General features: G+C 39.6%; 22 protein-coding genes. 18 read left to right on the top strand and 4 right to left on the bottom strand.

Features of this window, described 5'->3' with window-relative positions:
- The first annotated feature begins 91 nt into the window (after window positions 1-91).
- From B4Z47_RS14720 to B4Z47_RS14710, 3 genes are all read left to right on the top strand, one after another.
- The gene (locus B4Z47_RS14720; protein WP_046673051.1) at window positions 92-778 is read left to right on the top strand and encodes a potassium channel family protein; all 687 of its coding nucleotides are present in this window, start codon (window positions 92-94) and stop codon (window positions 776-778) included.
- Window positions 779-781: 3 nt separating this feature from the next.
- Complete coding sequence (locus B4Z47_RS14715) at window positions 782-1,102, top strand: YbjQ family protein (protein ID WP_046673052.1); 321 nt, start codon at window positions 782-784, stop codon at window positions 1,100-1,102.
- 400 nt (window positions 1,103-1,502) lie between these two features.
- Window positions 1,503-3,983, top strand: a complete 2,481-nt coding sequence (locus B4Z47_RS14710) for a YfhO family protein (protein WP_070560936.1) — start codon at window positions 1,503-1,505, stop codon at window positions 3,981-3,983.
- Between the two features lie 27 nt (window positions 3,984-4,010).
- Here B4Z47_RS14710 and B4Z47_RS14705 read toward each other — a convergent pair whose 3' ends face one another.
- Complete coding sequence (locus B4Z47_RS14705) at window positions 4,011-4,607, bottom strand: ribonuclease HII (RefSeq protein ID WP_070560938.1); 597 nt, start codon at window positions 4,605-4,607, stop codon at window positions 4,011-4,013.
- A 269-nt stretch (window positions 4,608-4,876) separates the two neighbouring features.
- On the opposite strand from B4Z47_RS14705, the gene B4Z47_RS14700 reads away from it, so the two are divergent.
- The 3 genes from B4Z47_RS14700 to fabD all read left to right on the top strand — a co-directional run bounded on the left by B4Z47_RS14700 (window position 4,877) and on the right by fabD (window position 10,282).
- Complete coding sequence (locus tag B4Z47_RS14700) at window positions 4,877-7,714, top strand: outer membrane beta-barrel protein (RefSeq protein ID WP_083295742.1); 2,838 nt, start codon at window positions 4,877-4,879, stop codon at window positions 7,712-7,714.
- 230 nt (window positions 7,715-7,944) lie between these two features.
- Window positions 7,945-9,174 (top strand): M16 family metallopeptidase, encoded by a 1,230-nt coding sequence (locus B4Z47_RS14695; RefSeq protein ID WP_070560942.1) that lies wholly within the window; start codon window positions 7,945-7,947, stop codon window positions 9,172-9,174.
- 217 nt (window positions 9,175-9,391) lie between these two features.
- A complete protein-coding gene (fabD, locus tag B4Z47_RS14690; RefSeq protein ID WP_070560944.1) occupies window positions 9,392-10,282 on the top strand; it encodes an ACP S-malonyltransferase in 891 nt (296 codons plus the stop codon).
- 285 nt (window positions 10,283-10,567) lie between these two features.
- Here fabD and B4Z47_RS14685 read toward each other — a convergent pair whose 3' ends face one another.
- Entirely contained in the window at window positions 10,568-11,299 is a 732-nt protein-coding gene (locus B4Z47_RS14685) for an RDD family protein (protein ID WP_046673057.1), read from the bottom strand.
- 115 nt (window positions 11,300-11,414) lie between these two features.
- Between B4Z47_RS14685 and B4Z47_RS14680 the strand changes: the two genes are divergently transcribed.
- Genes B4Z47_RS14680 through B4Z47_RS14655 form a run of 6 tightly spaced genes read left to right on the top strand, consistent with a single transcriptional unit; the run spans window position 11,415 to window position 17,651 of the window.
- Window positions 11,415-12,377, top strand: coding sequence for a stage II sporulation protein M (locus B4Z47_RS14680; RefSeq protein ID WP_070561044.1), 963 nt, complete (start codon window positions 11,415-11,417; stop codon window positions 12,375-12,377).
- Complete coding sequence (locus B4Z47_RS14675) at window positions 12,368-13,279, top strand: hypothetical protein (protein ID WP_070560946.1); 912 nt, start codon at window positions 12,368-12,370, stop codon at window positions 13,277-13,279. The genes B4Z47_RS14680 and B4Z47_RS14675 overlap by 10 nt, the downstream gene beginning before the upstream one ends.
- Window positions 13,272-14,147, top strand: coding sequence for a DUF4129 domain-containing protein (locus B4Z47_RS14670; RefSeq protein ID WP_070560947.1), 876 nt, complete (start codon window positions 13,272-13,274; stop codon window positions 14,145-14,147). Before B4Z47_RS14675 ends, B4Z47_RS14670 begins: the two co-directional genes overlap by 8 nt.
- Window positions 14,144-15,337 (top strand): DUF4350 domain-containing protein, encoded by a 1,194-nt coding sequence (locus B4Z47_RS14665; RefSeq protein ID WP_070560949.1) that lies wholly within the window; start codon window positions 14,144-14,146, stop codon window positions 15,335-15,337. Before B4Z47_RS14670 ends, B4Z47_RS14665 begins: the two co-directional genes overlap by 4 nt.
- Entirely contained in the window at window positions 15,334-16,323 is a 990-nt protein-coding gene (locus tag B4Z47_RS14660) for an AAA family ATPase (RefSeq protein WP_070560951.1), read from the top strand. The genes B4Z47_RS14665 and B4Z47_RS14660 overlap by 4 nt, the downstream gene beginning before the upstream one ends.
- A complete protein-coding gene (locus B4Z47_RS14655) occupies window positions 16,323-17,651 on the top strand; it encodes a DUF58 domain-containing protein (protein WP_070560953.1) in 1,329 nt (442 codons plus the stop codon). The genes B4Z47_RS14660 and B4Z47_RS14655 overlap by 1 nt, the downstream gene beginning before the upstream one ends.
- On the opposite strand, the gene B4Z47_RS14650 is transcribed toward B4Z47_RS14655, so the two are convergent.
- Together B4Z47_RS14650 and metK are read right to left on the bottom strand one after the other, a co-directional pair.
- Entirely contained in the window at window positions 17,644-18,048 is a 405-nt protein-coding gene (locus B4Z47_RS14650) for a Dabb family protein (protein ID WP_070560955.1), read from the bottom strand. The genes B4Z47_RS14655 and B4Z47_RS14650 overlap by 8 nt on opposite strands.
- A gap of 193 nt (window positions 18,049-18,241) precedes the next feature.
- Window positions 18,242-19,495 carry a methionine adenosyltransferase gene (gene metK, locus B4Z47_RS14645; protein WP_070560957.1) on the bottom strand — a complete coding sequence of 418 codons (1,254 nt, stop codon included), beginning with the start codon at window positions 19,493-19,495 and terminating at the stop codon, window positions 18,242-18,244.
- Between the two features lie 304 nt (window positions 19,496-19,799).
- Here metK and B4Z47_RS14640 point away from each other — a divergent pair, with 304 nt between their 5' ends.
- The 6 genes from B4Z47_RS14640 (at window position 19,800) to B4Z47_RS14615 (ending at window position 24,556) form a co-directional block, all read left to right on the top strand.
- The gene (locus B4Z47_RS14640) at window positions 19,800-20,678 is read left to right on the top strand and encodes a diacylglycerol/lipid kinase family protein (protein ID WP_286727441.1); all 879 of its coding nucleotides are present in this window, start codon (window positions 19,800-19,802) and stop codon (window positions 20,676-20,678) included.
- Between the two features lie 4 nt (window positions 20,679-20,682).
- Window positions 20,683-21,033 carry a translation initiation factor gene (locus tag B4Z47_RS14635; protein ID WP_286727440.1) on the top strand — a complete coding sequence of 117 codons (351 nt, stop codon included), beginning with the start codon at window positions 20,683-20,685 and terminating at the stop codon, window positions 21,031-21,033.
- A 433-nt stretch (window positions 21,034-21,466) separates the two neighbouring features.
- Window positions 21,467-22,291 (top strand): MotA/TolQ/ExbB proton channel family protein, encoded by an 825-nt coding sequence (locus B4Z47_RS14630; protein ID WP_046673067.1) that lies wholly within the window; start codon window positions 21,467-21,469, stop codon window positions 22,289-22,291.
- 101 nt (window positions 22,292-22,392) lie between these two features.
- Complete coding sequence (locus B4Z47_RS14625) at window positions 22,393-23,055, top strand: ExbD/TolR family protein (RefSeq protein WP_286727439.1); 663 nt, start codon at window positions 22,393-22,395, stop codon at window positions 23,053-23,055.
- Between the two features lie 24 nt (window positions 23,056-23,079).
- Window positions 23,080-23,637, top strand: a complete 558-nt coding sequence (locus B4Z47_RS14620) for an ExbD/TolR family protein (RefSeq protein WP_286727438.1) — start codon at window positions 23,080-23,082, stop codon at window positions 23,635-23,637.
- 31 nt (window positions 23,638-23,668) lie between these two features.
- Complete coding sequence (locus B4Z47_RS14615) at window positions 23,669-24,556, top strand: energy transducer TonB (protein WP_286727437.1); 888 nt, start codon at window positions 23,669-23,671, stop codon at window positions 24,554-24,556.
- The last annotated feature ends 203 nt before the right edge of the window (window positions 24,557-24,759 follow it).

The raw sequence follows: 24,759 nt of genomic DNA, 5'->3' as shown, positions 1-24,759 counted from the left end.
TGGCTAAATTTGATGGCTTTATCAGCGGAATATGAGCATATAAATTGAAAGATAGCTTGGAATTAAAGGTAAATTTATTTTAGTTTGAGATATGAAGTATATTGTTTTAGGATTGGGGCATTTTGGACGTTCTTTAGGGGTACATCTTACTGAACTCGGGCATGAGGTGATTGGTGCCGACCGAAATCTCAGTATCGTTGAACAATTAAAGGACAAGATAACGCACACGGTATGCCTAGATACAACCGACCGAGAAGCGGTATCGTCATTACCGCTTAAAGATGCTCATGCTGTCATTGTTGCAATTGGAGAGGATGAGGGAGCTTCGCTCATGACCGTGGCGCTCTTAAAACAGTTGAAAGTTAAACGCATCATTGGTCGTATTGTTTCAGATTTACAAAAAACTGTGTTGGAGGCCATGGAAATCAATGAATATATCATGCCGGAAGAAGAGGCTGCTGAGCGGTTGGCAATGCGTTTAGACAATATTGATATCGTCGATTCGTTTAAAGTCTCGGATAAATACTCTATTGTGGAGACTAAAGTTCCGGCGCGTTACGTGGGGATGACCTTGCGTGAAGCGAACCTGACGAATTTATACAAGGTGATCGTCTTAACCACCGTGAAAATTACAGAAATGAAAAAGGATGGTGTGACTAAAGAACAAAAAGAAGCTTCAGGAATTGCCGCATCGGAAACGATCATGGAAGAGGGTGATATTTTGGTTGTTTTTGGTGAGCTATCCAATATTAATAAGTTAATTCAAAAAGGAGAATAAAATATGTTATTGACAACAACAGGTACTATTGAGGGACACCAAATTGAACGCTATTTGGGAATAGTCTCTTCCGAAGTAGTTCTGGGGGCAAATGCAATCAAGGATATGATGGCGGGTTTTCGCGATTTTTTTGGCGGAAGATCCAACTCTTATGAACGCGCATTCCAGGAAACCCGTGAAGCAGCGCTGCGTGAACTTGAAGACCGTGCACGCGCCTTGGGCGCTGATGCGGTCGTTGGGGTTCGACTGGACTTCCAGACGGTAGGAACAGGAGGAATGATGATGGTGGGCGCAACGGGAACGGCGGTAAAAATGAGATCTTAATTACAAGGGGGCAAAAAATTTTGCTCCCTTTTTTATGTGTCCCTCGCTAAGGCAACATTTCAGCTATTGAGTGCCCAAAGGCTTGGCCCGGTTTTTCTAGACACCTTCTATTTATGTATTTAAAAGGAAGAGCGATCGATTGCCGAGTCAATACAGTTAATACCCTGCTGTTAACAGGACACTGAGCGATAATTATAATTGTATATAAAAACAAATTTATCTAAGTTTGGCTTTTAAGACTTTTAAACAACCTAAGAAGGTAAATGAAATCATCGAGATTTATCAAACCGCATATAATGTGTTCATAGATACAACGAAAAGCAAGTTATGAATGAACGATTATTTGGTAAGTTGAATAAATTAGATATATTCATCACCTTAAAATGACAAATTTATACGGATGAAAAATTGGTTTAAGGCGAATTCAGCACATTTGATCGTTATTGCGATATTTATTGCGCTCGTATTTTTTTATTTTACCCCTGTTTGGCAAGGAAAAACACTGGCGCAGTCGGATGTGGTACAGGCGCAGGCGGCGCAGAAGGAATTATTTGATTTTAAGGCAAAGGATGGTAAAGCGCCCTTATGGACTAACTCGATGTTTGGCGGAATGCCGACTTATCAAATTTGGCAAGAAAATGAGAATAACATTGGTACCTATTTCTTAAAAGCCGTTAAGTTCGCCTTTCCGAGCCCAATGGATACGGTGCTATTTTATTTGTTGGGGGCTTATTTCCTTTTTAGTGTCTTACGGATCAAACCCTGGCTTGCCGCAGTCGGCGCAATAGCCATTGCATTTACATCCTATAATTTTATTTATATTGAAGCTGGGCATATAACAAGGGCCAATGCAATCGCATTTATTCCGCCTGTTATTGCTGCGGTTATTATGTGTTACCGGGGAAGTAAATTGTGGGGGCCTGTATTATTGGCGTTGTTTCTTTCGCTGGAAATTCGCGTCAATCACTTACAGACAACCTATTATCTGTTGATTGTCCTCATGGTATACGTGATTTTCACGTTCATCGATGCACTTAAACAAAAGCAATTAAAAGGTTTTTTTATAGCTTCAGGAAGGCAGATTATTGCAGTGGTCATCGCTTTGATGGTAAATGCATCTATTTTATTGCCGACTTGGGAATATAGTAAATTAAGTACGCGTGGGCATGCCAATATCACGAAGGTTGATAACAACAATGCTAAAGAGAAAGGGCTTGATAAAGAATATGCCTATGAGTGGAGCCAAGGGATTGGTGAAACCATTACCTTTTTAATTCCGAATGCCTATGGTGGTTCAACTGGAGGACAATTGGACGAGAAATCACATGTCGCTAAGTTCTTAATGGAACGAGGAGGGGCGTCGGAGATTCAAGCTGGCCAGATGGCGCAAGGCATGCCAACCTATTGGGGCGACAAACGTTTTACTTCGGGACCATGGTATTTTGGGGCAGGAGTTTTCTTCCTATTTGTGTTGGGCCTTGTTATTGTCAAGGATCGCTTCAAGTGGTGGATTTTGGCAACAACCATTTTAGCATTGCTTTTGTCATTTGGAAAAAACTTTACCCTTGTATCGGATCTGTTCTTTGACTATTTCCCCATGTACAATAAGTTTAGGGCTGTTGAATCTATTCTTGTTGTGGTTTCTATTACCGTGCCAATGATGGCGATTATGGCATTAAATGAACTGTTAACACGTGCTAAGGAGATACCAAACTTAGATAAAAAAATCTTATATACTTTTATTGGAGTCGGTGGAGTCTGTCTGTTGATTGCCATAATGCCGGATCTCTTTTTGAATTTTGGAAATGCGGGGCATAGCAATTTGGTAGAAATGTTAGAGCGTCAAATCGGTGATAAGGCCTTTGCGACAGAGTTGGCAAACCAGTTGGTTCTGGATCGCAAAGATATCGCGAGTAAAGATGCCTACCGTTCTTTTTTCATTGTTTTGCTGACCTTTGGATTCGTTTGGGTCTTTTTAAAGAAAAAACTGAGCGAGGGTGTATTATTAGGGGCTTTGCTCGTCTTATTCCTGTTTGATTTATGGAGTGTAGATAAGCGCTTCTTGAATGACAAATCTTTTATGGAGAAGGGTGCTACAGCACAGCAAGTATTCCAACAACGTGAAGTGGATCAATTGATCTTAATGGATAAAGATCCAAGCTACCGCGTACTTGACTTGACTTCAGATCCGTTTTCGGATGCCCGGCCGTCCTACTTCCATAAATCCTTAGGCGGATACCATGCAGCAAAATTAATGCGTTTCCAGGAAATTTTGGAAAATCAATTTAATGGCGCCCTTAACGAAGATGTATTGGATATGTTCAACGTACGTTATTTGATTACGACAGATCCTCAGAATCAGTCACAACGTATTGTAAGAAGAAGTACAGCTGCAGGAAATGCTTGGTTTGTAGATCGGGTAAGTTTTGTAAAAGGAAATGCCGAAGAAATGCAGGCAATCAGTTCGTTTGACCCACATAAGGAGGCCTTTGTGAATCAACAATATCAAAATGAGATTAAGGCTAAAACTTCGAATGCTTCAACGACAGGAGAGATTAAGTTGACCTCCTACCATCCCGATAAAATGCAATATGAATATACATCTGCCAATGATGCCTTTGCGGTATTTTCTGAAGTATTTTACGATAAAGGGTGGAAAGCTTATGTGGATGGAAAGGAAACGCCTATTATTCGTGCGGATTATATCTTAAGAGCACTGCAGTTACCTGCAGGAACGCATAAGGTAGAATTTGTTTTTGATCCAGAGTCGCACAAATTGGGTAATGTATTGACTTTAATCTCGTCTATTGTTCTAGTATTGGGAATAGGGGCGGCGATATATTTCTCCTTTAAAGGGAATAAAAAAGAAACAGTGGCTTAGCTGCTGTTTCTTTTTATTGTGTGAGCTTTAGAATAATTTGAGTTGTGGATCAGTTATTCTAAAGCTTTTTCTATGATGTGGCGTAGACCCATGCGCCAATACAGCTGTTCTGTGTTTAACTGTTGGGTACCCTTTGTTGTTGAGCCAGTCGTAGTGGGGATAATCCACAGCAATGTTGTCCATATATTCATCCCGATAAGTTTTGGCCAGAATTGAAGCAGCTGCGATCGACAGATACTTGCCATCCCCCTTGACGATACATGTATGCGGAATTTGTTGATAGGGAATAAACTTATTTCCGTCAACGATGATATACTCCGCTTTGGTCTTTAAGAGATCAAGCGCCTTGTGCATGGCTAAGTAGCTTGCATTATGGATGTTTATGCGATCTATTTCTTCGGCTGAAACACTGGCAACTGCAAATGCGAGAGCTTCGCGTTCGATAATTGGCCGCAACATCATCCTTTTTTTCTCACTAAGTTGTTTGGAGTCGTTAAGGAGATCGTGGTAATAGTCTGTTGGGAAAATCACTGCTGCAGCGAAAACGGGCCCTGCCAGACAGCCCCTTCCAGCTTCGTCACAACCGGCTTCAATCCACTGTTCCTGATAATATGATAATAGCATATGCGATTCTTAAAATAGCCGAAATTACAAATAAATTTGGAGTTATTTATTGTAACTTCTGTGTGAATATTGGCCATTTACATTAATTAACACTAATAATGTCTTCTTTTGTAAAGATTTAGAGCACTAGACTATTAATATGATGGAATAATTTTCATTAGCAAAATAAGAAGTTGTTCCGGTCTGGGCCATATTGTTTCAATATTAAACTTGGGCAATAGTTTTGGTGTCAAAGATTTAACAATTATAGAAATATAAAAATACATATTATGAGAGGCTTTATGCTTTTGTTGTTTAGTATGCTGATGGGATGGACTGTTTATGGCCAGACGAATAGCGTACAGGGAATCTTGAAAGATGACAAGAATCGAATTGTTGCCGGGGCGACGGTTAAGCTGACGTCAAAGTTGGATTCTATGACTACAGGATCCAATATGGCGGGGATTTTTATCTTTGATAAGATCAAATCCGATACCTTTAAAATTACCGTTTCAAACTTAGGCTTCGAGCGCTTTGAAAAGGAATTTAGTATTCCTAAAGGCGAGTCAAAATATATAATTCCAAGTTTAACTTTACAACAGAATTCACAGATGCTGCAGGAAGTTGTGGTTGATGGTGTCCCTACTGTCGTTGTTAAAAGTGATACCCTGGAATACACCATGAAAGATCTAAAGCTCCGCGATGGCGCCGTTGCGGAAGACGCGTTGAAAAAGTTACAGGGAGTCGAAGTGGATAAAGATGGTAACGTTACAGCACAAGGTGAATCCGTAAAGCGGGTTCGTATTAATGGTAAGGACTTTTTTGGTGGAGATGTAAAGACAGCTACCCAAAATTTACCTGCAAATATTATCCAAAAGATGCAGGTCATCGATGATTATGGTGATATGGCCAATGTCACTGGCAATAAAAACGGTGATTCGGAAAAGGTGTTGAATATTCAGATAGATCCCAAATACAATACTGGGCATATGACTACCCTACGGGCTGGCGTGGGAACAGAAGATTGCTATCAGGCTACCGGTATGTGGATGGGGATGCGTGAAGGTGAACAAATTTCGGTGCTGGGGAATTTGAACAATACCAATGCCCCCTTATTCGATTTTAGTACTGTAGGTGGTGGCGCCCGCCGTGGCCAGGGTGGTGGCGGCCGCCGAGGTGGTGGTATGTTTGGTGGCTCGGACGGTTTGACAAAAATTGGTTCCATAGGACTGAATTACCGCAAAGACTTTAATGATAAACTGACTGTTTACGGTAGCTATAGTTTTAGCCATAGCAACAATACAACACTATCCCAACGTTTTCAGGAAAATACACTGCCTAATATCATGCAGACGGACAGTGTGACATCCAATTCGAACACGGTTGGTGATAGCCATCGTTTCGAAGCAAATGTCGAATGGAAGCCTACAACGAAAGATTATATCAAAATATCGCCTCAGTTTGGCTACGACAAGAGCGATGCAACGACAGGTACGAATTCGCTCACGTATCGTAGTAGTGTATTTAATAATTCTCAGGCGCAAGATATTGTTGCCAATTCCACTGCACCGAGATTTGGGATTAGCGGTTTATACAATCATAAATTTAATGATAAAGGAAGGAATGTTTTTGTAAACATGAACTTCAATAATGCAAAAACAACGAAAGATCAGAATGCCATTCTGGATAGGTTGTTGGCCGATCCCAACAATGCAAATGCTCCCTTAGATTCGATCTATGAGAAGACGATTCTGGAAGCTAATAATAAAAGTTGGAATGGAGGAGCCTCGGTGAATTATACTGAACCTGTTTCCGAGAAAGGAAAAGTAGAGTTTACCTATGATTTCAACAAAAATAAGTATGATAATTCGAACAAACAGCAAGGATTTGACCGCGATGGAAACCTTATAGCAGAAGACCCGAAGTTGAATTTTGATTATAATTACGATTATTCCTTCACAACACATAAAATCGGGGCAAACTATTTGTATAGTGGTGATAAAATAACCTATTCCATTGGAGCAGCAGCTCAACCTTCCCAATTAAGAGGAGATGCGATCAGTTCAGGCTTAGTCGTTCCAATTCATCGCAACAATATGAACTGGATGCCTATTGCACGTTTTGAGTATAAATTTTCGAGACAGTCCAATATCTCTGTCAATTATTCGGGAACACCGAATGAGCCTTCAGTAACGCAGATCTTGCCCTTTGATATGAGTACAAATCGGACCAGTATCGTAATCGGTAACGCCAATCTGAATCCGGAATTTAGCCATCAATTGAATGTACGGTTCCGTAAAAATGATTTTCAAAAAGGAAATAACTTCTTTGCGTTCGTTAATGCCGGTTTGACTAACAACAAGATTGTGAGCTTGAGCAAAAGCTATTTTGATGATTTAATGGACTATCAAACTGGACAAACAAATTCTACGTTAGTATCCGAAACTCGCTACTTGAATGAAACAAGCGATAAACCATTTAATGTGAGTTCTTTTTATCATTACGGAAAGTCATTGAAAGAAAAAACATATAATATTATGTTAATGGGCGGGGTGTCCTACAACAAAAATATTGGATATGTTTCTACGGAGAAAGATGATAACATCGGTCAAAAGAACGTTGCCCGGAATATTGTATTAAATCAAGGTTTGATGTTTAGATACAACCCTTCGGAGAATTTGGAAATCAATCCGGGAGTACGCTACCAATTTAATCATACGGAGAATTCATTGACAAATCGTACGACGAATGTTTCTTCTTGGACACCCACATTGATTGGCTCTGTTAACATCACAAAAACTACAATTTTCGGAGCGGATCTATCGAAGCAATTCAATAGTGGTTATGGAGCCGGTATCAATGCAAACCCGTTTGTCATCAATACGTACCTTGAGCAGAAGTTCTTGAGTCAACAACGTGGTACAGTACGTTTACAAGCATTTGACTTATTGAATCAGCAAACGAATGTTTCCCGGACAGTGAGCGAATCTATGATTACAGATAGCCGTACCAACCGTTTGGGACGATATTTTATGATTTTGTTTACCTACAAGTTCCAAAAATTCGCTATGGGGAACCCTGAAGGCGAGAACAGATTCCCAGGCGGAATGAGACCACCGCGTATGTAATTTGAATAATCTTATTGCTATAGGATATAAAAACGGTCATAGTGATTTCGCTATGACCGTTTTGCGTTTAAAAATGCCTAGTTTTGTGATCACTTCATGTGCCCTATGATTTGAAGATTGAGCAAAGTGGCGAAAGAATGTACGATTGTATATTTTTTTGGAGGAGATAGTCAAGGCTAACGGGCACACAAAATAGATAGACTAAAGAAGTTACAGCAAGTTTATACTGCATGGAATACGAAATTATTAGACTTTCAAACGGAATACGCGTAGTATTTCAATATCAGAATTTACCGGTTACACATGTCTGCATGGTCATCAATGCGGGGTCTCGGGATGAGTCTGCTGGAAAATATGGTGTAGCCCATTTTATTGAGCATCTTTTATTCAAACGAACAGAAAGACGCTCGACACAACAGATTATAAATCATTTGGAATCCGTTGGCGGAGATTTGAATGCTTATACAACGAAGGAATATACCTGTGTACATGCCTCTATTCTTCAGCCTTATTTAAGTCGTGCCTTAGATCTTTTTGAAGATATCTTTTTTCATTCCACTTTTCCCGATATAGAATTGGATAAAGAAAAATCTGTCATTGTAGATGAAATGGCGTCTTACCTGGATAGCCCAGAAGAGTCTATTGTAGACGATTTTGAGGATCTGGTTTTTCAGGGGTCGGGTTTAGGACACAATATTTTGGGACTGGAAGATCAGCTTCTCGCACTACAAAAGGGCGATATCGTAGACTTTATGCAGGCAAACTATGATACAAATGAAATGGTTATTGGTATCACAGGTAATTATACGCTAAAAGAAGTTGAGCGATTGTTGCACAAGATCTTTGGTGGTGTTCCAGCAAATACAATTATGCGGATGAGAAACGATGTCAATCCAATTATTGAACAGCATCTTGCAGTTGCAAAACCAATTAATCAGGTTCATTACATGCTTGGATCTTTGGCTTACGGTTATCGTGATGAGCGTAAGACAGGGCTGTTGCTTTTGAACAATATGCTTGGCGGCATGGGAATGGGTTCTATTCTGAATCTTTCTATTCGGGAGAAATATGGAATAGCCTATACCATTGAATCTAATTATACTATTTTTTCGGATACAGGGTTATTTAGTATTTACCTCGGTACCGATGAAGAAAAAGTTGAAAAAGCTAAAAAACTCGTCTTTAAAGAACTAGCGAAGCTAACCGAGCAACCGCTATCCGAAACTGCAGTAAAAAAGGCGAAGCAGAAATTTATTGGTCAGATTGCTTTGACCGAAGAGAACCGTATGAGTATGATTATCTCTGCCGCGAAAAACGTGATGGACTATGATCGTGTCATCTTATTGGACGAAGTAATTGAAAAAATTCAGGACTTGACTAATACAGGGCTGCTGGAAATAGCGCAAGATGTATTTGACCCGAAGAAGATGTTGTCGCTAAGTTTTGTTCCCGAAGACTGAATTTAAGGATCGATAGATCCTTCTGAGGAAATGAACAATATGAGTTCGAACGGCCGAAGATGGGAATATAGCTGGCTGAAATGAATTTATATTGCATATAAAAAGCAATTTATCTAAGTTTGCGCTTACGGGAATTCGTTCTCATCAACCATTGACTGCAGAAAGCAGATTCAATACCTATTGTAGCAGACAAATAAACGAATAAAAAATATAAGGGATGAAAACAGCATATGTATTTCCTGGTCAAGGGGCCCAATTTGTTGGAATGGGGCAAGACCTGTATAATTTAAATGATGAAACGAAAGCTTTGTTCGAACAGGCTAACGATATTTTAGGATTTCGCATCACGGATGTCATGTTTTCCGGTACAGACGAGGAGTTGAAACAAACCAACGTAACCCAACCGGCTATTTTCTTGCATTCGGTCATTTTGGCAAAAGCATTGGGAGAGTCTTTTCAACCGGACATGGTTGCAGGTCACTCATTGGGTGAGTTTTCGGCTTTGGTAGCAGCGGGCGCACTGAGCTTTGAAGATGGCTTGAAATTGGTTGCACAACGCGCCAACGCGATGCAAAAAGCATGTGAGCTTCAGCCTTCAACGATGGCTGCGATATTAGGTCTGGAAGATGCTATAGTGGAAGAGATCTGTGCTAAAGTTGATGACGTTGTGGTGGCAGCGAATTATAACTGTCCCGGACAATTGGTGATTTCGGGATCTATTGAAGGTGTGGATAAAGCTTGTGCTTTATTGACCGAGGCCGGTGCTAAGCGCGCATTAAAGCTAAATGTTGGTGGAGCATTTCACTCACCATTGATGGAATCTGCCAAAGTCGAATTGCAGGCGGCTATCGAAGCTGTAGACATTTTGTCGCCTAGCTGTCCGATTTATCAAAATATAGATGCCAAACCACAGACAGATCCAGCGGTTATCAAGGAAAATCTTATTGCGCAATTAACTGGCGCTGTACGGTGGACGCAGACAGTACAAAATATGTTGGCCGATGGTGCAACAGCTTTTGTAGAAGTCGGTCCAGGAAATGTATTGCAGGGATTGGTTAAGAAGGTTGACCGTCAGGTGCAGACTTCTGCGGCTTCAGTGACCGCGTAACAAAATATTCAGTATAAAAAAGGAATTATTTTGCTGTGCCCTCAAAAAGTGTCCAACTTTTTGAGGGCATTTTTTATGAACGAAAAATCGGAATCACATTAAGAATTACCTGTAAAAATGGATAAGACATAGCGATCAGTTTCGGAGATTACTCGGTGCTTATTCGGTACTTGTTCGGAGCTCGTTCGGTACTTCTTCGGTTGCAAGCGAAGAAACACCGAACGAGTTCCGATCGATATCCGTTTTTTAATCGAGAGAATGCAGAATCAACTATGAGCGTAAAAACTATTTATCCTTAAACATGCTGTAATGATCTTTCATGACCTGCAGCACGAAGTCGTTGGGAGTCATTTTTTCAGGATGTTTGACTTCCATAACCGCCTCAAGACGCTGGACCAAAGCTGTTAAAATGCCCACATCTCTTCTATCAAAAGCTGTTTGGTAGATCTCTTTGACCGAATTAGCATCCTTGTCGCTCAATTTGATAACCTGCGGAAATAAAATTGGATGATTGTCAAAAGTCTCTTCGTAGATTGTGTCGCTCAATTTTAAAGTAGGTTTGAGGCTTATAACCGAAGTTTCCGCGGCAATATCTCCAATGCGTTGTCCATTTTTGGATAAAACGATCGAAGTAATGGCGACACCGCCCATCGTCATCCAAATATCTACGATAGATAGGCTCCATCTGGACAAGTATTGATAAAAGTTGGCCCGCGAACCGTCAAGTTTAACGACCTTTATTTTCATGATCTTCTTGCCTACTGTCTGACCGCCAAAGGCAGTTTCGGTAATCAATGTATAAAAAAACGCGGGCAACGTCAATGCCATCATAATACCATAAAAGAGATAAGGATCTCCGCTGGTGCTATTTATACTGTCCAATAGGAAAAAGCAAAAGAAATAATAACAGACTATAATAAAATAATCTATTGCAAAAGCGATCATTCTTGAACCAAGACTGGCAAGATTATATTCGATTTTTACATTTTGTGCTGTATTGATCTCAAGCTTATTCATATGTAAATTATTTGAATTTAATAGCAATATAGCATATCTGGGTCATTTTAGCTCCAATTTGTGCTTTTCAATGATGGATATTTCATATATTTGGTTGAGCCAGTTAAAAAAATTAATGAGAGAAGCATCCTTTGTAGAACGAAATAAAGAAAAATGGACGTTAATTGAAAATAATTTATCAATTAATATGCCGGTTGATCCAGATGAACTGGCCTCAAATTACATTGAGCTCACTAATGATCTGGCTTATGCACAAACTTTTTATCCTGAAAGTAAGGTAAAGGCTTACCTGAATGAACTGGCAGTGACCGTGCATCAGAAAATCTATAAAGATCAGAAAGCTTCCAATAATAAGTTTAAATCTTTTATCAATGAAGAGATACCGCAGGCGATCTGGTCAATCCGTAGACCTTTGTTGTACTCCTTCTTAATTTTTGTTTTGGCTTCAGTCATTGGTTTTGTATCGTCTGTATACGATATGGATTTTATTCGGCTTATTTTAGGTGACTACTATGTCGATTCGACGATAGAAAGTATAAAAGCAGGAGATCCTGCTGCAGTATATGGGAAGGGGAGCAACTTTGGATCAGCGATTTGGATTACGATTAATAATGTGCGGGTTGCTTTTATGGCCTTTGCTGCCGGACTATTTTTCAGTGTAGGGACAGGTTATGTGCTGTTTAGCAATGGTATTATGCTTGGTGCATTTCACCATATGTTTTTCCAGTATGGCGTTATGGGGAAAGCCATGTCGGCGATTTGGATTCATGGCACTATTGAGATTTCGGTAATTATTGTGGCAGGAGGATGCGGATTGGCCATCGGTAATAGCATTCTATTTCCCAAATCGTTTACACGTTTGACATCGTTTGTCCGTACAGCAAAGATTGCAATGAAAGTTCTCGTCAGCACGATTCCTTTTTTTATTATAGCCGGAACATTGGAAGGTTTTGTAACACGGTATTATAATATGTCAATTTGGTTATGTTTAATAATTATCGTTTTATCCGTACTGGCTATCCTTTATTTTTATGTTATTAATCCTTATCGACTAGCAAAACGATTTCAATGGAAATAGATTTTGAGTTTCAAAAAGAACGGAAGGTGGGGGACTTTATCCAAAGTTTCATAGATCTTTTTAAATTGATCTATAAGCACTTTGTTTCTACTATTTTTGGTTTATCTGCGGTTCCCCTAGCAGCGATTGCTTTAGTTTACTATTTTCTTTCTACAAAAATCACTTTTTCAGCCAACAGCGATTCTTTTGAGGATATCGATGCTTTTACTTGGGCTGGATTACTCATTTTGGCATTGATCGCTTTGGGATTGTACGTTTATGGTATTTCCATTGAATATTTTATGCTACTCAAAGAACGTAAAAGCACAGGATTTTCAGGATCGGAAGTATTCAGCAATTTCAGATCTAACCTCGGTAAATACTTTATGTTTTTGATTGCCATGATATTGGCTTTAATCGTTGTCTTTATCCCACTGGCAATCGTAGCTGTGATTTGTGCATTTATCCCTTTTATTGGAAGTTTTGCCATTGGTATATTGGGCTCGATGGTTGGGATATGGTTGTTTTGCTCTTTTCTATTTTATCGGGAAGGTTATTCGGATCTGGGAAGCTGTTTTACAGATGCCTATGTCATGCTGAGCAAAAAATTGATTCAATACGGTATCGCAACCTACATTGTGAACTTTATTTTTCAAATGGCTGTCATGATGATTTCCATTGTACCATTGATTATCATGGGGCTTTTGTCATTTAACTTCCTTGGAATAGATGCCGCTTTCTTTGACTCATCCTGGGGAAAACTCCTGATGACATTTGGGGGCTTATTTATCACACTATTTACGCTCTTTCTTTATATGTCCGGCGTTTTGGCCAATGGTATTATTTATGAAACAGCCAAGGATCTCAAATTTGGAGAACGTATTTATGGCATGATCGAAAAGATAGGAGGAAAAGATGAATAAACTCTTGTCTTTTTTCTGCATTGCCTGTTTGTCGATTATGTACGCCTGTGATCCCAAGCCAAGGGACACGGACTCCAACAGCGATAGGATTGATTCACTTAATGTGCAAATAGATTCAACCTTGGTGGGAGCAGATTCTGTCCGCATTGATTCTGCAGTAAAGGCTCCTAATGGCCAACAGGGAAAAGACGAAATTGACCTGTGGGATCCAACATTATTTGATTCGATTCCAAAATATACCGAAGAACGTTCGTTTAAAATGGATCCTTATCAGGATATCATCAAACGTTACGAGACAGACGATTTTGTTTATTCTGAAAATATTAAAGATCGGGTGGGCGTATTGCAACGCATCCTTGCCCGGCTCGCCGATTGGATCGGGAGTATCATGCCGGATAATCCTTATAAATTTCGGGAAGAATTTGGCTATGTATTTGCCTTCTTAGCTGTCATCGCATTAGCGTTTATTCTTTATAAAGTGCTCTATAATAGAAAACAATATTTTATTAAGCATAGTGAAGAGGAGAGTGAACTGGACGTTTTAGCGTATGTGGAGCGAAACCTAATGAATAGTAACCTGGAACCTTATATTCAGGAGGCTATTGCCCAAAGGAATTATGCATTGGGTATCCGGTACTTACAGCTATTGAATATTCAGAAACTAGCGCAATCCGATCATATCAAATGGAAGCTGAGCAAAACGAATGCTGAATTTACACAGGAGATTCAAAACGAGGAGCTCCGTCGCGGATTTGCGGAATGTACAAGAATATTTGATTATGTCTGGTTTGGCCAATTTGAATTAACAGAGGACAATTTTAATCAATATCAGCAATTGTTTCACCAATATCAAAAACAAATTAAATGAAGGGATCGGTAAAATTTGGATTGATATTATTGACTGTTGTGTTAGTGTTAATAGCCCTTATCGATGCAACAAGTAAGAAACCGATTATCTGGGATCGGACTTTTGATGCAAAAGATAAAAATCCTTTTGGCGCTTATGTGCTACGTCAAGAACTAAAGCATATCACTGATCAAAAGAACACAACGATTGAGCGACCATTGTATGAATATTTGGACAGTACAAAGAAAACCGACGCTAACTTATTTTTTTATACCTCCTATTTTTCGATGGGTGAAGCAGCGGAAGATAAATTACTGGATTATGTAAACCGGGGTGGGAAAGCAATGATTGTAGCCGAGGATATTGATCCTTACCTGTTGGATTCCCTCGGGTTGAAAACAGATAACTTCTATGGTTTTAAAAAAGGTGTGAATATAAAAAGCCAGCTGCGTGTGCGCTTGATGAACGATAACAATAAAATTCATTATAGTAAATCAGATCTTGGCGAAGTATTCAAAAAACTTCCTAAACATGCGACCATTTTGGGCGCGATTACCTATAAGGAATTTACGTTACCGAACTTCATAGCCGTTCAATTCGGTAAAGGGACATTCTATCTGCACCTGACTCCTGATTTATTTGGAAACTATTACTTGCTGAATTCCGCTTCGCAATATGCCTATGTTGCTAAGTCGTTATCTTATCTAAATGATAAGCCGATCGCTTGGTATGATTTTAAAGCGAATCTGGAGCAATATCGGACACCTTTGCGTGTATTGCTTATGAACGATGGTCTTAGGCAAGCTTGGTATGTTTTGTTGGCGGGGCTAGTCCTTTTGCTTGTGTTTCGAAGTAGACGTGAGCAACGGGCTGTGGCGGTCGTGAGCCCGGAACCGAATCTCTCGAAGGACTTTTGTGGAACCATTGCCACTTTATATTATGAAAATGGCGCACCAGGTAATATGGTCGCAAAAAAAATAGATTACTTCCTGCACGATCTTCGGATGCGGTTTCATTTGGACACGCTGATGTTGCGGGAAGAGGAGTTCAGTGAAGAACTGGCTGAGCGGGCTGGAGTTCCGCTCGTAGAGACACAGTCTTTAATCAGGCTGATTGTTCGTATGCAAGATGCTAAACAACATGATGTGGCTGATCTCAAATTGATTAATGATACAATAGAAGAGTTTAAACATAAAGCAAAAATGATATGAGTGACTTCGATAAATATATATCTTTTGAAAACCGAATAGATGTCTCGGTTTTATTCGATAAAATGGCGCAGGTAAAGTCGGAGGTGAAAAAAGTCATCGTTGGGCAGGATCAATTGATTGACATGCTCTTAATCTCGATCTTGGCCTCAGGGCATTCTTTGATCGAGGGCTTACCCGGGGTGGCGAAAACATTATCCGCAAAATTGATCGCCAAAACGATTCATAGTGAATTCAAGCGGATTCAATTTACACCGGATTTAATGCCCTCGGATGTAACCGGTTCGTCGATACTTGACTTGAAAAGCAATGAATTTGAATTTCGTAGAGGGCCTATTTTTGCAAATATTGTTTTAATCGATGAAATCAATCGTGCTCCGGCAAAGACGCAGGCAGCACTTTTTGAAAGCATGGCGGAGCAACAGGTGTCGGTAGATGGAACAACCTATCAATTGCCGGGGCCGTTTGTTGTTTTTGCGACGCAAAATCCCATCGAACACGAAGGTACTTATCGACTGCCGGAAGCTCAGCTCGACCGTTTCTTGTTTAAGATCAATGTGAACTATCCTGAACTTGAACAGGAATTGGAAATATTGAAGGAGCATCATGCTCAAAAAGCACAAAATAAACAGGATCAGGTTCAGGCTGTAGTTTCGGCCACAGAAATTTTAGAATTCCAGAAATTGATCAAGTCTATTTTTGTGCACGAGGAGTTGCTAACTTACATTGCTCAAGTCATTATAAAAACACGAACTAATCCAAGTTTGACACTAGGTGCCTCACCGCGGGCTTCTATTGCTTTGTTGGAATCAGCAAAGGCTTCAGCTGCGTTAACAGGCCGCGACTTTGTTACTCCTGAGGATATTCGGAGGGTAGCATCTGCCGTACTGGGCCACCGTGTCATGTTGACTCCAGAAAGGGAAATGGAAGGATTTACCACCGCTTATGTCATCGATCAAATCATAAATTCTGTAGAAATTCCAAGATAATGAAGAAACTAAAACAGCTTTTTCTAACAAATCAATTCTTCTACTCCCTATTGGGGGTAGCGACACTCTTTACATTTTCTTTTTTCGTTAAAGGATTGTTGATTGTGGCCTGGATTGTCTTTTGGATCTGGTTGGCTGTTTTGGCTTTTGATTTTATTGTCTTATTTTCAGGGAAGGGTAGAATTGAGATCACAAGGATATATCCTGAAAAATTATCCAATGGAGATGAAAACCCGATGAAGCTTATGGTGAGCTCTTTTTATCCATTTGCAACAAAAGTAGATGTTTTAGAGGAGTTTCCGGTGCAGCTCCAAATTCGGGACAAGGATTTTGCAGCCAGTTTACCCGCTTTTCAACGCTCTGAAATTTCATTTTCCTTGCGGCCTACACAAAGGGGAATTTATCAGTTTGGTCGTTGTATGGCTTTGGTTAGACGTTTTGGATTTTTCAAAAGAAGGTTTGTTACCAATCAAGAACAGGAAATCCCCTGTTATCCATCCTATATTCAACTACGAAAATATCAGCTTTTGGCAACAAGTAACCGATTGAATGAACTGGGGATAAAGCGTATTCGACGCATTGGTTCAGCCATGGAATTTGACCATGTTAGAGAGTATGTGCAGGGAGACGATTATAGGCACATGAACTGGAAGGCATCTGCAAAAGTAAAGAAGCTGATGGTCAATCAGTATGAAGAGGAGAAGTCTCAGCCGATCTATTCATTTATTGACTTAGGTCGGGCAATGCGTATGCCATTCAACGGTCTTACCTTATTGGACTACTCGATTAATGCTGCACTTGTTCTTTCCAATGCGACCATCTTAAAGCAGGATCGGGCCGGATTATTAACCTTTTCAAAAGATATCAATGCATTTATAGCTGCAGAGAAGAGGAATAATCAAATGCATAAGATTTCGGAAGCACTATACCAGGTGTCGACCAAATTTGAGGAGTCTGAATTTGGAAGATTATATAGTTATGCTAATGCACATATTAACAAGCGGTCGCTTATTTTTGTCTATACCAATTTTGAGACCTTAGATTCCTTAAGACGTCAGATAAATTATCTGTCTATGTTAAACAGGAGCCACATTATCGTTGTTGTTGTTTTTAAAAACGTAGAAATAGAGGATTTAGCGAAAAGTACGCCTAAAAAGACAATCGACATTTACAATCAGGTCATTGCTGAAAAGTTTATCTACGAGAAACAGCTTATCGTACAAGAACTGATTCGCAACGGCTTTCAGACAATCTATACAGCGCCCGAAAACCTGACCATCAATTCCATCAATAAATATTTGGAAATTAAGGCCCGGGGCCTTATTTAATGATGGAGGTATCTTTGACCATTACTTTTGTCCAGAGATGCTGATATTTTTCGATCGCTTTTAAATGGATTGGATGTGTCTCGTAGCTGGTAATATCTTTAAGGTTTTTGAAAGTGACGATCAAGGTATAGTCGAAGCTGTTGTCTACGACAGGTCGCGGGTTTGTTTGAGCCGGAACGCCGTAATTAAGTGTTTTGATGACGTCGATCTTGCGCAGTTCCTCAAAAAATCCAACAAAATTCTTTTTTTCTTTTTCACTGAGCTCTTTTTTTAGCCAAAAATTCACAACGTGGACAATGGTGGCGGGTTGTAAATCTTCATCCGATTGAACATTATTTGCCCATGTTGGGGCAGTTATGAGCACCATTGGTGCAAGAAGAAAATTGCGTCTTTTCATGATTGAAACGGTTTAGAACGTTTAAGATACAAAACCTGCGCGATTTCACCAATAGTCTGGGTATAAAAGTCGGTTCAAACTGTTTAAGAATAGAATGCTGAGAAGGCGCTGTGAAGGGATGGGTATAAAGTTGAATAAAAAAGGGCAGTCCAATTTTGTACTGCCCCATTCTATTTTGATGGACATCTGGCTCTTATAAACCAAACGCTTCTTTTACTTTGTCGATATAATCTAGTTTTTCCCAAGTGAACAGTTCAACTTCGACTTGCTTTTTCTCGCCTGTTGAGCTTTCGAACTCTTTTGTTACTTTTCTTGGTGTTCTTCCCATGTGTCCATAGGCTGCAGTTTCTGAATAAATGGGATTTCTCAGCCCCAAACGGGTTTCAATTCCGTATGGCGTCATGTCAAATAAGTCGGCTATTTTTTCCGCAATCTGGCCATCAGTCAGGTTGACTTTGCTCGTGCCGTAGGTATTTACATAGATTCCCATTGGATCTTTTACGCCAATTGCATAGGAAATCTGTACGAGGATTTCATCTGCAACACCTGCTGCTACCAAGTTTTTAGCAATATGGCGCGTTGCATATGCAGCGGAACGGTCTACCTTAGATGGATCTTTTCCTGAGAAAGCCCCACCACCATGTGCACCGCGGCCACCGTAGGTATCGACAATGATCTTGCGACCGGTAAGTCCTGTATCTCCGTGTGGTCCACCGATAACAAATTTTCCAGTTGGATTGATATGAAACTTAATTTCATCGTTAAATAACAACTGAAGTTCTGGTTTCAATTGCGCTTTAACACGTGGAATTAAGATCTTTTTAATATCGTGTGTAATTTTATCCAACATGTCTTGTTCAGTAGCGAAGTCGTCATGTTGTGTAGAGATTACGATTGCTTCAATTCTTTTCGGCTTGTGATCATCACTATACTCAAGTGTCACCTGAGATTTTGCGTCCGGGCGCAAATACTTGATTTCGTTATTTTCGCGACGCAGCTCGGCCAATTCATAAAGCAGGCGATGCGATAAGTCCAATGCCAAAGGCATAAAATTTTCGGTTTCATTGTTGGCATAACCGAACATGATACCTTGGTCGCCCGCACCCTGTTCTTGTCTTGTCTTGCGGTCTACCCCCTGGTTAATATCAGCAGATTGCTCGTGAATAGCCGAAAGGACGCCACAAGAGTTTGCCTCGAACATATATTCCGATTTGGTATAGCCAATCTTTTGGATCACCGAACGGGCTATTTTTTGGACATCAAGGTATATGTTTGATTTAACCTCGCCGGCAAGAACTACTTGCCCAGTCGTTACTAGCGTTTCAATAGCGACGCGAGAGTCCTCGTCCCATGCTAAAAAATTGTCTATTAATGCATCTGAAATTTGATCCGCAATTTTGTCTGGATGCCCTTCAGAAACAGATTCTGACGTAAATAAATAAGCCATGCTTTACGTAATTTTTAATATTGGATTTGCGCTAGAATGAAATAACAGCAAAGTGATAAGAGCCGTGATAGCGAGGGGTTTTTAGCACTTTTTTACTGTGGTTGCAATCTCCTTGTCGTTGCCTTGTTATGCAACAGCACGCAAATCAGTCCACATTCTATTTTTTGTGCGACAAAGCTACAATACTTTAAGGATTATTTAAAATCAAATTTATATTTTAACTTTTAAAAGCTCAGCGAAATGCGTTAATAGGTATAAAGATTACATTATTTTAAGAAATTGGTAATTTCCGCTATCTTTGGATATGTCAGAACGTAAACAGATATTGTTTGTTATTAATCCTATTTCAGGAGGAAAAAATAAAACTTCCTTTAAAAAACAGGTGCTGGATGTACTTGATCTACAGAAGTTTGATCCGACCTTTCAACAAACTGCAAGGCCGAATCATGCGTATGAAATTGGACTGAAAGCGGTCAAGGAAGGCTATGATGCAGTTATAGCAGTCGGAGGTGATGGGACGATCAATGAACTGGGCTCCGCTTTGGTGGGATCTGGAATTCCATTGGGAATTATTCCTGAGGGCTCTGGCAACGGCCTAGCGCTCTATCTAGGGGTTCCTATGAATGAAGCGGCTGCTATTCGTCGGATTAATCGTTTTGAGTCGATTGAGGTTGATTGTGGTGTAATTAATGATAGACGATTTTTTAATATCGCGGGTCTAGGTTTTGATGCCTCTGTAAGTGAAAATTTTGCGAATGAAAATATTCGTGGACCTTTGGGCTATATGAAGTCCGTTTTTAATGTGCTCAGTAAATACCAACCTGCCCATTATAAATTAACGATTGATGGAAAGGTTTACGAAAGGCAAGCGTTTATGATCAGTGTAGCGAACTCTCCCCAATATGGAAATAATGCCTATATCGCACCACAGGCTTCGGTTAACGATGGCATTTTAGATGTCTGTATCGTGCACAAATTTCCGCTTTACATTTTGCCAAAGATGATTTTCCATCTTTTTAATAAATCGGCAGATCAGTCCAGTTATGTCGAGATTATTCCGGGAAAAAATATTCAGATCGAGGTCGATAAGGTTTCACCGGTTCATGTGGATGGGGAGCCGATCGAGCTTGGCGATAAATTGGATATTTCTATTATGCCAAAAGCATTAAAGATAATTTGTTAAGATCATGAGTAAAAATAAGAAACAGTCCTATGAGGGCGTTGTATATTCAACAGATGACAGCTTCAGTTATCAGCTGGCTGATTTTTTTCAGGAGGCAGATACATTACCTGTAAATCAGCAAAACTTAAAAGTACAGCTTGATCGGAAAATGCGGAAGGGGAAAGTTGTTACGTTGGTTACGGGGTTTGTTGGAAAAGTGGAAGACTTGGAGAACTTAGGTAAATTGTTGAAAACGAAGTGCGGAGTTGGTGGAACAGTGAAGGACGGGGAGGTCGTCATTCAGGGGGAGTTTAAACAAAAGATCTATGATTTGTTACTTAAAGAGGGGTATCGTGTAAAATTAGTTGGTGGTTAAACAAGTATATCAAGGATAATGGCAGTAAATCTAATGAATTGTTTATTAGGCAAGTATGCTTTAAGTGCAGGAGGTCTGATTGCTCGAAAACATGAGTAATCACTTACTTTTTGTCGTTTAAAATCCTTGATTTTTTTGCATATCAAAAAAAAAATGGCTTTCATTGTAAAATAATTATTGCGAATAAGCGATTTAGCATAGAGTAATAATGATTATATAACGGGAACTGCTGAGAAAAATAACACTGATTAATGGTGTGTTCAGTTTGAAAAAACAAATTTGATTTTTTTTATATATTTGAGATGAATATTTTAAATTTGACATTAAATATTAAATTTGCTTTGCAAAATTGGTTTCAAAAGCGAATAAGAGTGCATATAATTTAAACAACATTATATATTTAAACAACAGTAAAAAACTAAAAATTAGAAAAATGGCAAACGCACCTAAAACTGCTGCAAAACAAGAGAGCAACAACGGAGGATCTTTCTTTGCTCAAGCTGCAATCATCATCTGTTTCATCGTGGGTTTCTGTGTATGGAAATTTGTGATGGGCAATCCAACTAACTTCGTTGACAACAATCCTGAAAATGCTCCAAATCCAGGTAACTACTTAGGAATGGTTTACCATGCTGGGGCTATCGTACCTGTTTTGCTTGGTTTATTCTTAATGGTATGGGTTTTCTCAGTAGAACGTTTAATCGTTATCAACAAAGCATCTGGTACAGGAAACGTTGGAAACTTTGTTCGTAAAATCCAAACGTTGATTAATGGTGGAAACATCGACACAGCAATCGCTGAGTGTGACAAACAAAAAGGTTCAGTAGCAAACGTAGTTAAAGCTGGTTTATTGAAATACAAAGCTGTATCAGTAGATCCTAACGTTGACACTGAAAAAGCTACTATCGCAATTCAAAAAGAAATCGAAGAAACTACAGCATTAGAAATGCCAATGTTAGAGAAAAACTTGAACGTTATCGCTACATTAGTTTCTATCGGTACATTATGTGGTCTATTAGGTACAGTAACAGGTATGATCAAAGCGTTCTCGGCATTGGCAACAGGTGGTGCTCCAGATTCAGCTAAATTGGCAAACGGTATCTCTGAGGCCTTGATCAATACAGCAACTGGTATTGCGACTTCAACATTCGCTATCGTATTGTATAATATCTTTACTGCAAAAATCGATAAATTAACTTACTCTATCGACGAAGCTGGTTTCTCAATCGTACAAACATACGCTGCAAACCACAAATAAGAACTATGATGAAAGTTTTTGATTTTATTTTATGGAAATCAAAAATCAAAAGCATCATAGGATAGAAGATTGAGTTTTTAATTTAAAAGGAAGAATTTAAAATGGGTAAAGCAAAAGTAAAAAGAGCCAGTACGTCGATCGACATGACAGCGATGTGTGACGTATCGTTCTTACTGCTTACGTTCTTCGTCTTAACGGCGACAGCACGCCAGCCGGAAGCTTTGACGGTGGATACCCCAGCATCGACTACGAAAGATAAGTTACCTGATTCAAATGTAGGTATGATCACAATAGGCGATCAAGGTAAAGTTTTCTTCGGTACGACTGATCAACAAGTTCGCGTAAAAGCACTAGAAAGAATGTCAGCAAAGTATGGCGTTGGCTTTTCACAAGAAGATTATGATCGTTTCAAATTGATGGAAAACTTCGGTGTACCAATGTCTAAGTTAAAAGCATTGCTAGCTTTGGATGGAAGTAAGCGTACGGAAAAAGGTGTGCAAACTGGTATCCCAATTGATAGTACAGAAAATACTTCAAATGAGTTGTATTACTGGGTTCAAAATACCCGTCTTGCGGCTGAGGAAGTAAATAAGGAAAAAGAGGCTTCGGATAAAAATTTCGTGCACCCTGGACCCTTAAAAATGGCTATCAAAGCAGATGCGAATGAAAAATATCCTTCGGTTAATTTAGTTATTGAAACATTGCGTAATCAAAAGCAAAACAAATTTAGTTTCATAACAGGCATGCGTGCTGAGGAGAAATAATTGACGATTTAATAAGAACAAACAATGGCAGAATTAAATCAGGATAGTGGTAAAAAAGGCAAAGGCGGGAAAGTAAGGTCCAAGAAAAATGGTGGTAAGGTCGACCTTACAGCCATGGTGGATTTGGCCTTCTTGTTGATTACCTTCTTCATGTTGACCACGTCCTTAAATAAACCGCAGGCAATGGATGTGGCTATGCCAGACAAAAATAAAATTAAGGAGCAACAAAGCGATGAATTGCTTACAGCAGATAATCGCTCCCTGACAATTTTATTGGGTTCTGACAATAAAGTCTCTTGGGTATATGGTCAAGTTGCTCGTCCGATCGAAGGTCCTACTGTTACCGGTTACGGTGCAGATGGGATTCGGAAGGTCTTGATGGAGAAAAAGGCTTATGTACCTCGCGTTTCAGGCGGCAAAGACATGATCGTAATCATCCGTCCTAGTGAAAAATGTACACAACGTAATCTAGTTGATATTCTTGACGAGATGAAAATTGTAGACGTAAAACGCTATATGATCGGAAAGATTACACCAGAAGAAGTCGAAGTGTTAAAACGTGACAATATCTATAATGATTAGTTATTAGATTGACACAAAAAACTAAAATAAAATGATAGGGTCAAAATTAGATATTTTTAAGAAAGAATGGCTTGATGTCGTTTTCCAAGGCCGCAACAAGGAATATGGAGCTTACGAGCTTCGTAAACTTGCGCCTAAAGCGACTAATAGAGGGCTACTTGTCGTTATCGGCTTTGTAGTGCTAGCAAGTCTTCTTCGTCTTTTCGGAGACAAAATTTTTCCGAAAAAGCCTGTTGAAGCACCTCCAGCGGTAACTGAGGTTACTTTGGAAGACCTTGAAGAAATCAAACCACCAGAACCACCAGAAGAGGAGCCTCTTCCACAAGAACCGGAGGAAAAACCTCAACAAGTGGCTATGGATGTACCAAAAGAGGATTTGGTTCGTTTCCCTGAGCCTAAAGTAGCTCCTGCAAACAAAGTTGTAGAAGAAGTTGCTTCTCAGGAAGAATTGAAAGATCCAAATAAAACGCCAGCGCGTATTACTTTGAAAGGTAGTCCGACAGGTACTTCTGTAGCACGTGGCGAATTTGGTTCGAAGAAACAAGATGGCGCGATTACTGGTGCTGCAAAAGGAGATCCAAATGGTAATGGAGATGAAATTCTTCCATTTAATGCCATCGAGGTTCAGCCAATGCCCGTAGGCGGTATGCAAGCATTTATGTCTTGGGTAGGTTCAAACTACGAGTATCCAGCTGCGGCAACTGAAAATGGTGTAAATGGTGTCGTTGAGGTATCCTTCGTAGTAGAAAAAGATGGTAGCTTGACAGACATCAATATTAAACGCGATTTGAAATATGGTACTGGTGATGCAGCCGTAAGGTTGCTTAAGAAAGCGAAGAAATGGAAGCCGGGTATTCAAAATGGCCGTCCAGTTCGTGTCGCGTACACTTTACCAATTCGATTGAACCTTCAAAATTAGAATGACAAATTTTAATTCGGATAATAGTTCAAATTATAGACGGAAATCGCCTCTGAAGCGGTTTCTGTCTATTTTAGGACTTTTTATGTTTGGCTTTTATTTTGTTTTGGGCCTTTTGATTATATTCTGGGATAATTTCCCCATTGAGATTAATCCAACTTACAAAACAATCTTTGGTGTTGTGTTGATTCTGTATTCTTTTA

Source organism: Sphingobacterium sp. UBA2610 (assembly GCF_002339225.1).
GTDB classification, from domain to species: domain Bacteria; phylum Bacteroidota; class Bacteroidia; order Sphingobacteriales; family Sphingobacteriaceae; genus Sphingobacterium; species Sphingobacterium multivorum.
This window is presented reverse-complemented; position numbering and strand designations above follow the sequence as displayed.

Bases quoted from the DNA above. Each gene is read 5' to 3' on its own strand.
- B4Z47_RS14720 (WP_046673051.1), top strand. From the start codon at position 92: ATGAAGTATATTGTTTTAGGATTGGGGCATTTTGGACGTTCTTTAGGG.
- B4Z47_RS14715 (WP_046673052.1), top strand. From the start codon at position 782: ATGTTATTGACAACAACAGGTACTATTGAGGGACACCAAATTGAACGC.
- B4Z47_RS14710 (WP_070560936.1), top strand. From the start codon at position 1,503: ATGAAAAATTGGTTTAAGGCGAATTCAGCACATTTGATCGTTATTGCG.
- B4Z47_RS14705 (WP_070560938.1), bottom strand. From the start codon at position 4,607: ATGCTATTATCATATTATCAGGAACAGTGGATTGAAGCCGGTTGTGAC.
- B4Z47_RS14700 (WP_083295742.1), top strand. From the start codon at position 4,877: ATGAGAGGCTTTATGCTTTTGTTGTTTAGTATGCTGATGGGATGGACT.
- B4Z47_RS14695 (WP_070560942.1), top strand. From the start codon at position 7,945: ATGGAATACGAAATTATTAGACTTTCAAACGGAATACGCGTAGTATTT.
- fabD (WP_070560944.1), top strand. From the start codon at position 9,392: ATGAAAACAGCATATGTATTTCCTGGTCAAGGGGCCCAATTTGTTGGA.
- B4Z47_RS14685 (WP_046673057.1), bottom strand. From the start codon at position 11,299: ATGAATAAGCTTGAGATCAATACAGCACAAAATGTAAAAATCGAATAT.
- B4Z47_RS14680 (WP_070561044.1), top strand. From the start codon at position 11,415: ATGAGAGAAGCATCCTTTGTAGAACGAAATAAAGAAAAATGGACGTTA.
- B4Z47_RS14675 (WP_070560946.1), top strand. From the start codon at position 12,368: ATGGAAATAGATTTTGAGTTTCAAAAAGAACGGAAGGTGGGGGACTTT.
- B4Z47_RS14670 (WP_070560947.1), top strand. From the start codon at position 13,272: ATGAATAAACTCTTGTCTTTTTTCTGCATTGCCTGTTTGTCGATTATG.
- B4Z47_RS14665 (WP_070560949.1), top strand. From the start codon at position 14,144: ATGAAGGGATCGGTAAAATTTGGATTGATATTATTGACTGTTGTGTTA.
- B4Z47_RS14660 (WP_070560951.1), top strand. From the start codon at position 15,334: ATGAGTGACTTCGATAAATATATATCTTTTGAAAACCGAATAGATGTC.
- B4Z47_RS14655 (WP_070560953.1), top strand. From the start codon at position 16,323: ATGAAGAAACTAAAACAGCTTTTTCTAACAAATCAATTCTTCTACTCC.
- B4Z47_RS14650 (WP_070560955.1), bottom strand. From the start codon at position 18,048: ATGAAAAGACGCAATTTTCTTCTTGCACCAATGGTGCTCATAACTGCC.
- metK (WP_070560957.1), bottom strand. From the start codon at position 19,495: ATGGCTTATTTATTTACGTCAGAATCTGTTTCTGAAGGGCATCCAGAC.
- B4Z47_RS14640 (WP_286727441.1), top strand. From the start codon at position 19,800: ATGTCAGAACGTAAACAGATATTGTTTGTTATTAATCCTATTTCAGGA.
- B4Z47_RS14635 (WP_286727440.1), top strand. From the start codon at position 20,683: ATGAGTAAAAATAAGAAACAGTCCTATGAGGGCGTTGTATATTCAACA.
- B4Z47_RS14630 (WP_046673067.1), top strand. From the start codon at position 21,467: ATGGCAAACGCACCTAAAACTGCTGCAAAACAAGAGAGCAACAACGGA.
- B4Z47_RS14625 (WP_286727439.1), top strand. From the start codon at position 22,393: ATGGGTAAAGCAAAAGTAAAAAGAGCCAGTACGTCGATCGACATGACA.
- B4Z47_RS14620 (WP_286727438.1), top strand. From the start codon at position 23,080: ATGGCAGAATTAAATCAGGATAGTGGTAAAAAAGGCAAAGGCGGGAAA.
- B4Z47_RS14615 (WP_286727437.1), top strand. From the start codon at position 23,669: ATGATAGGGTCAAAATTAGATATTTTTAAGAAAGAATGGCTTGATGTC.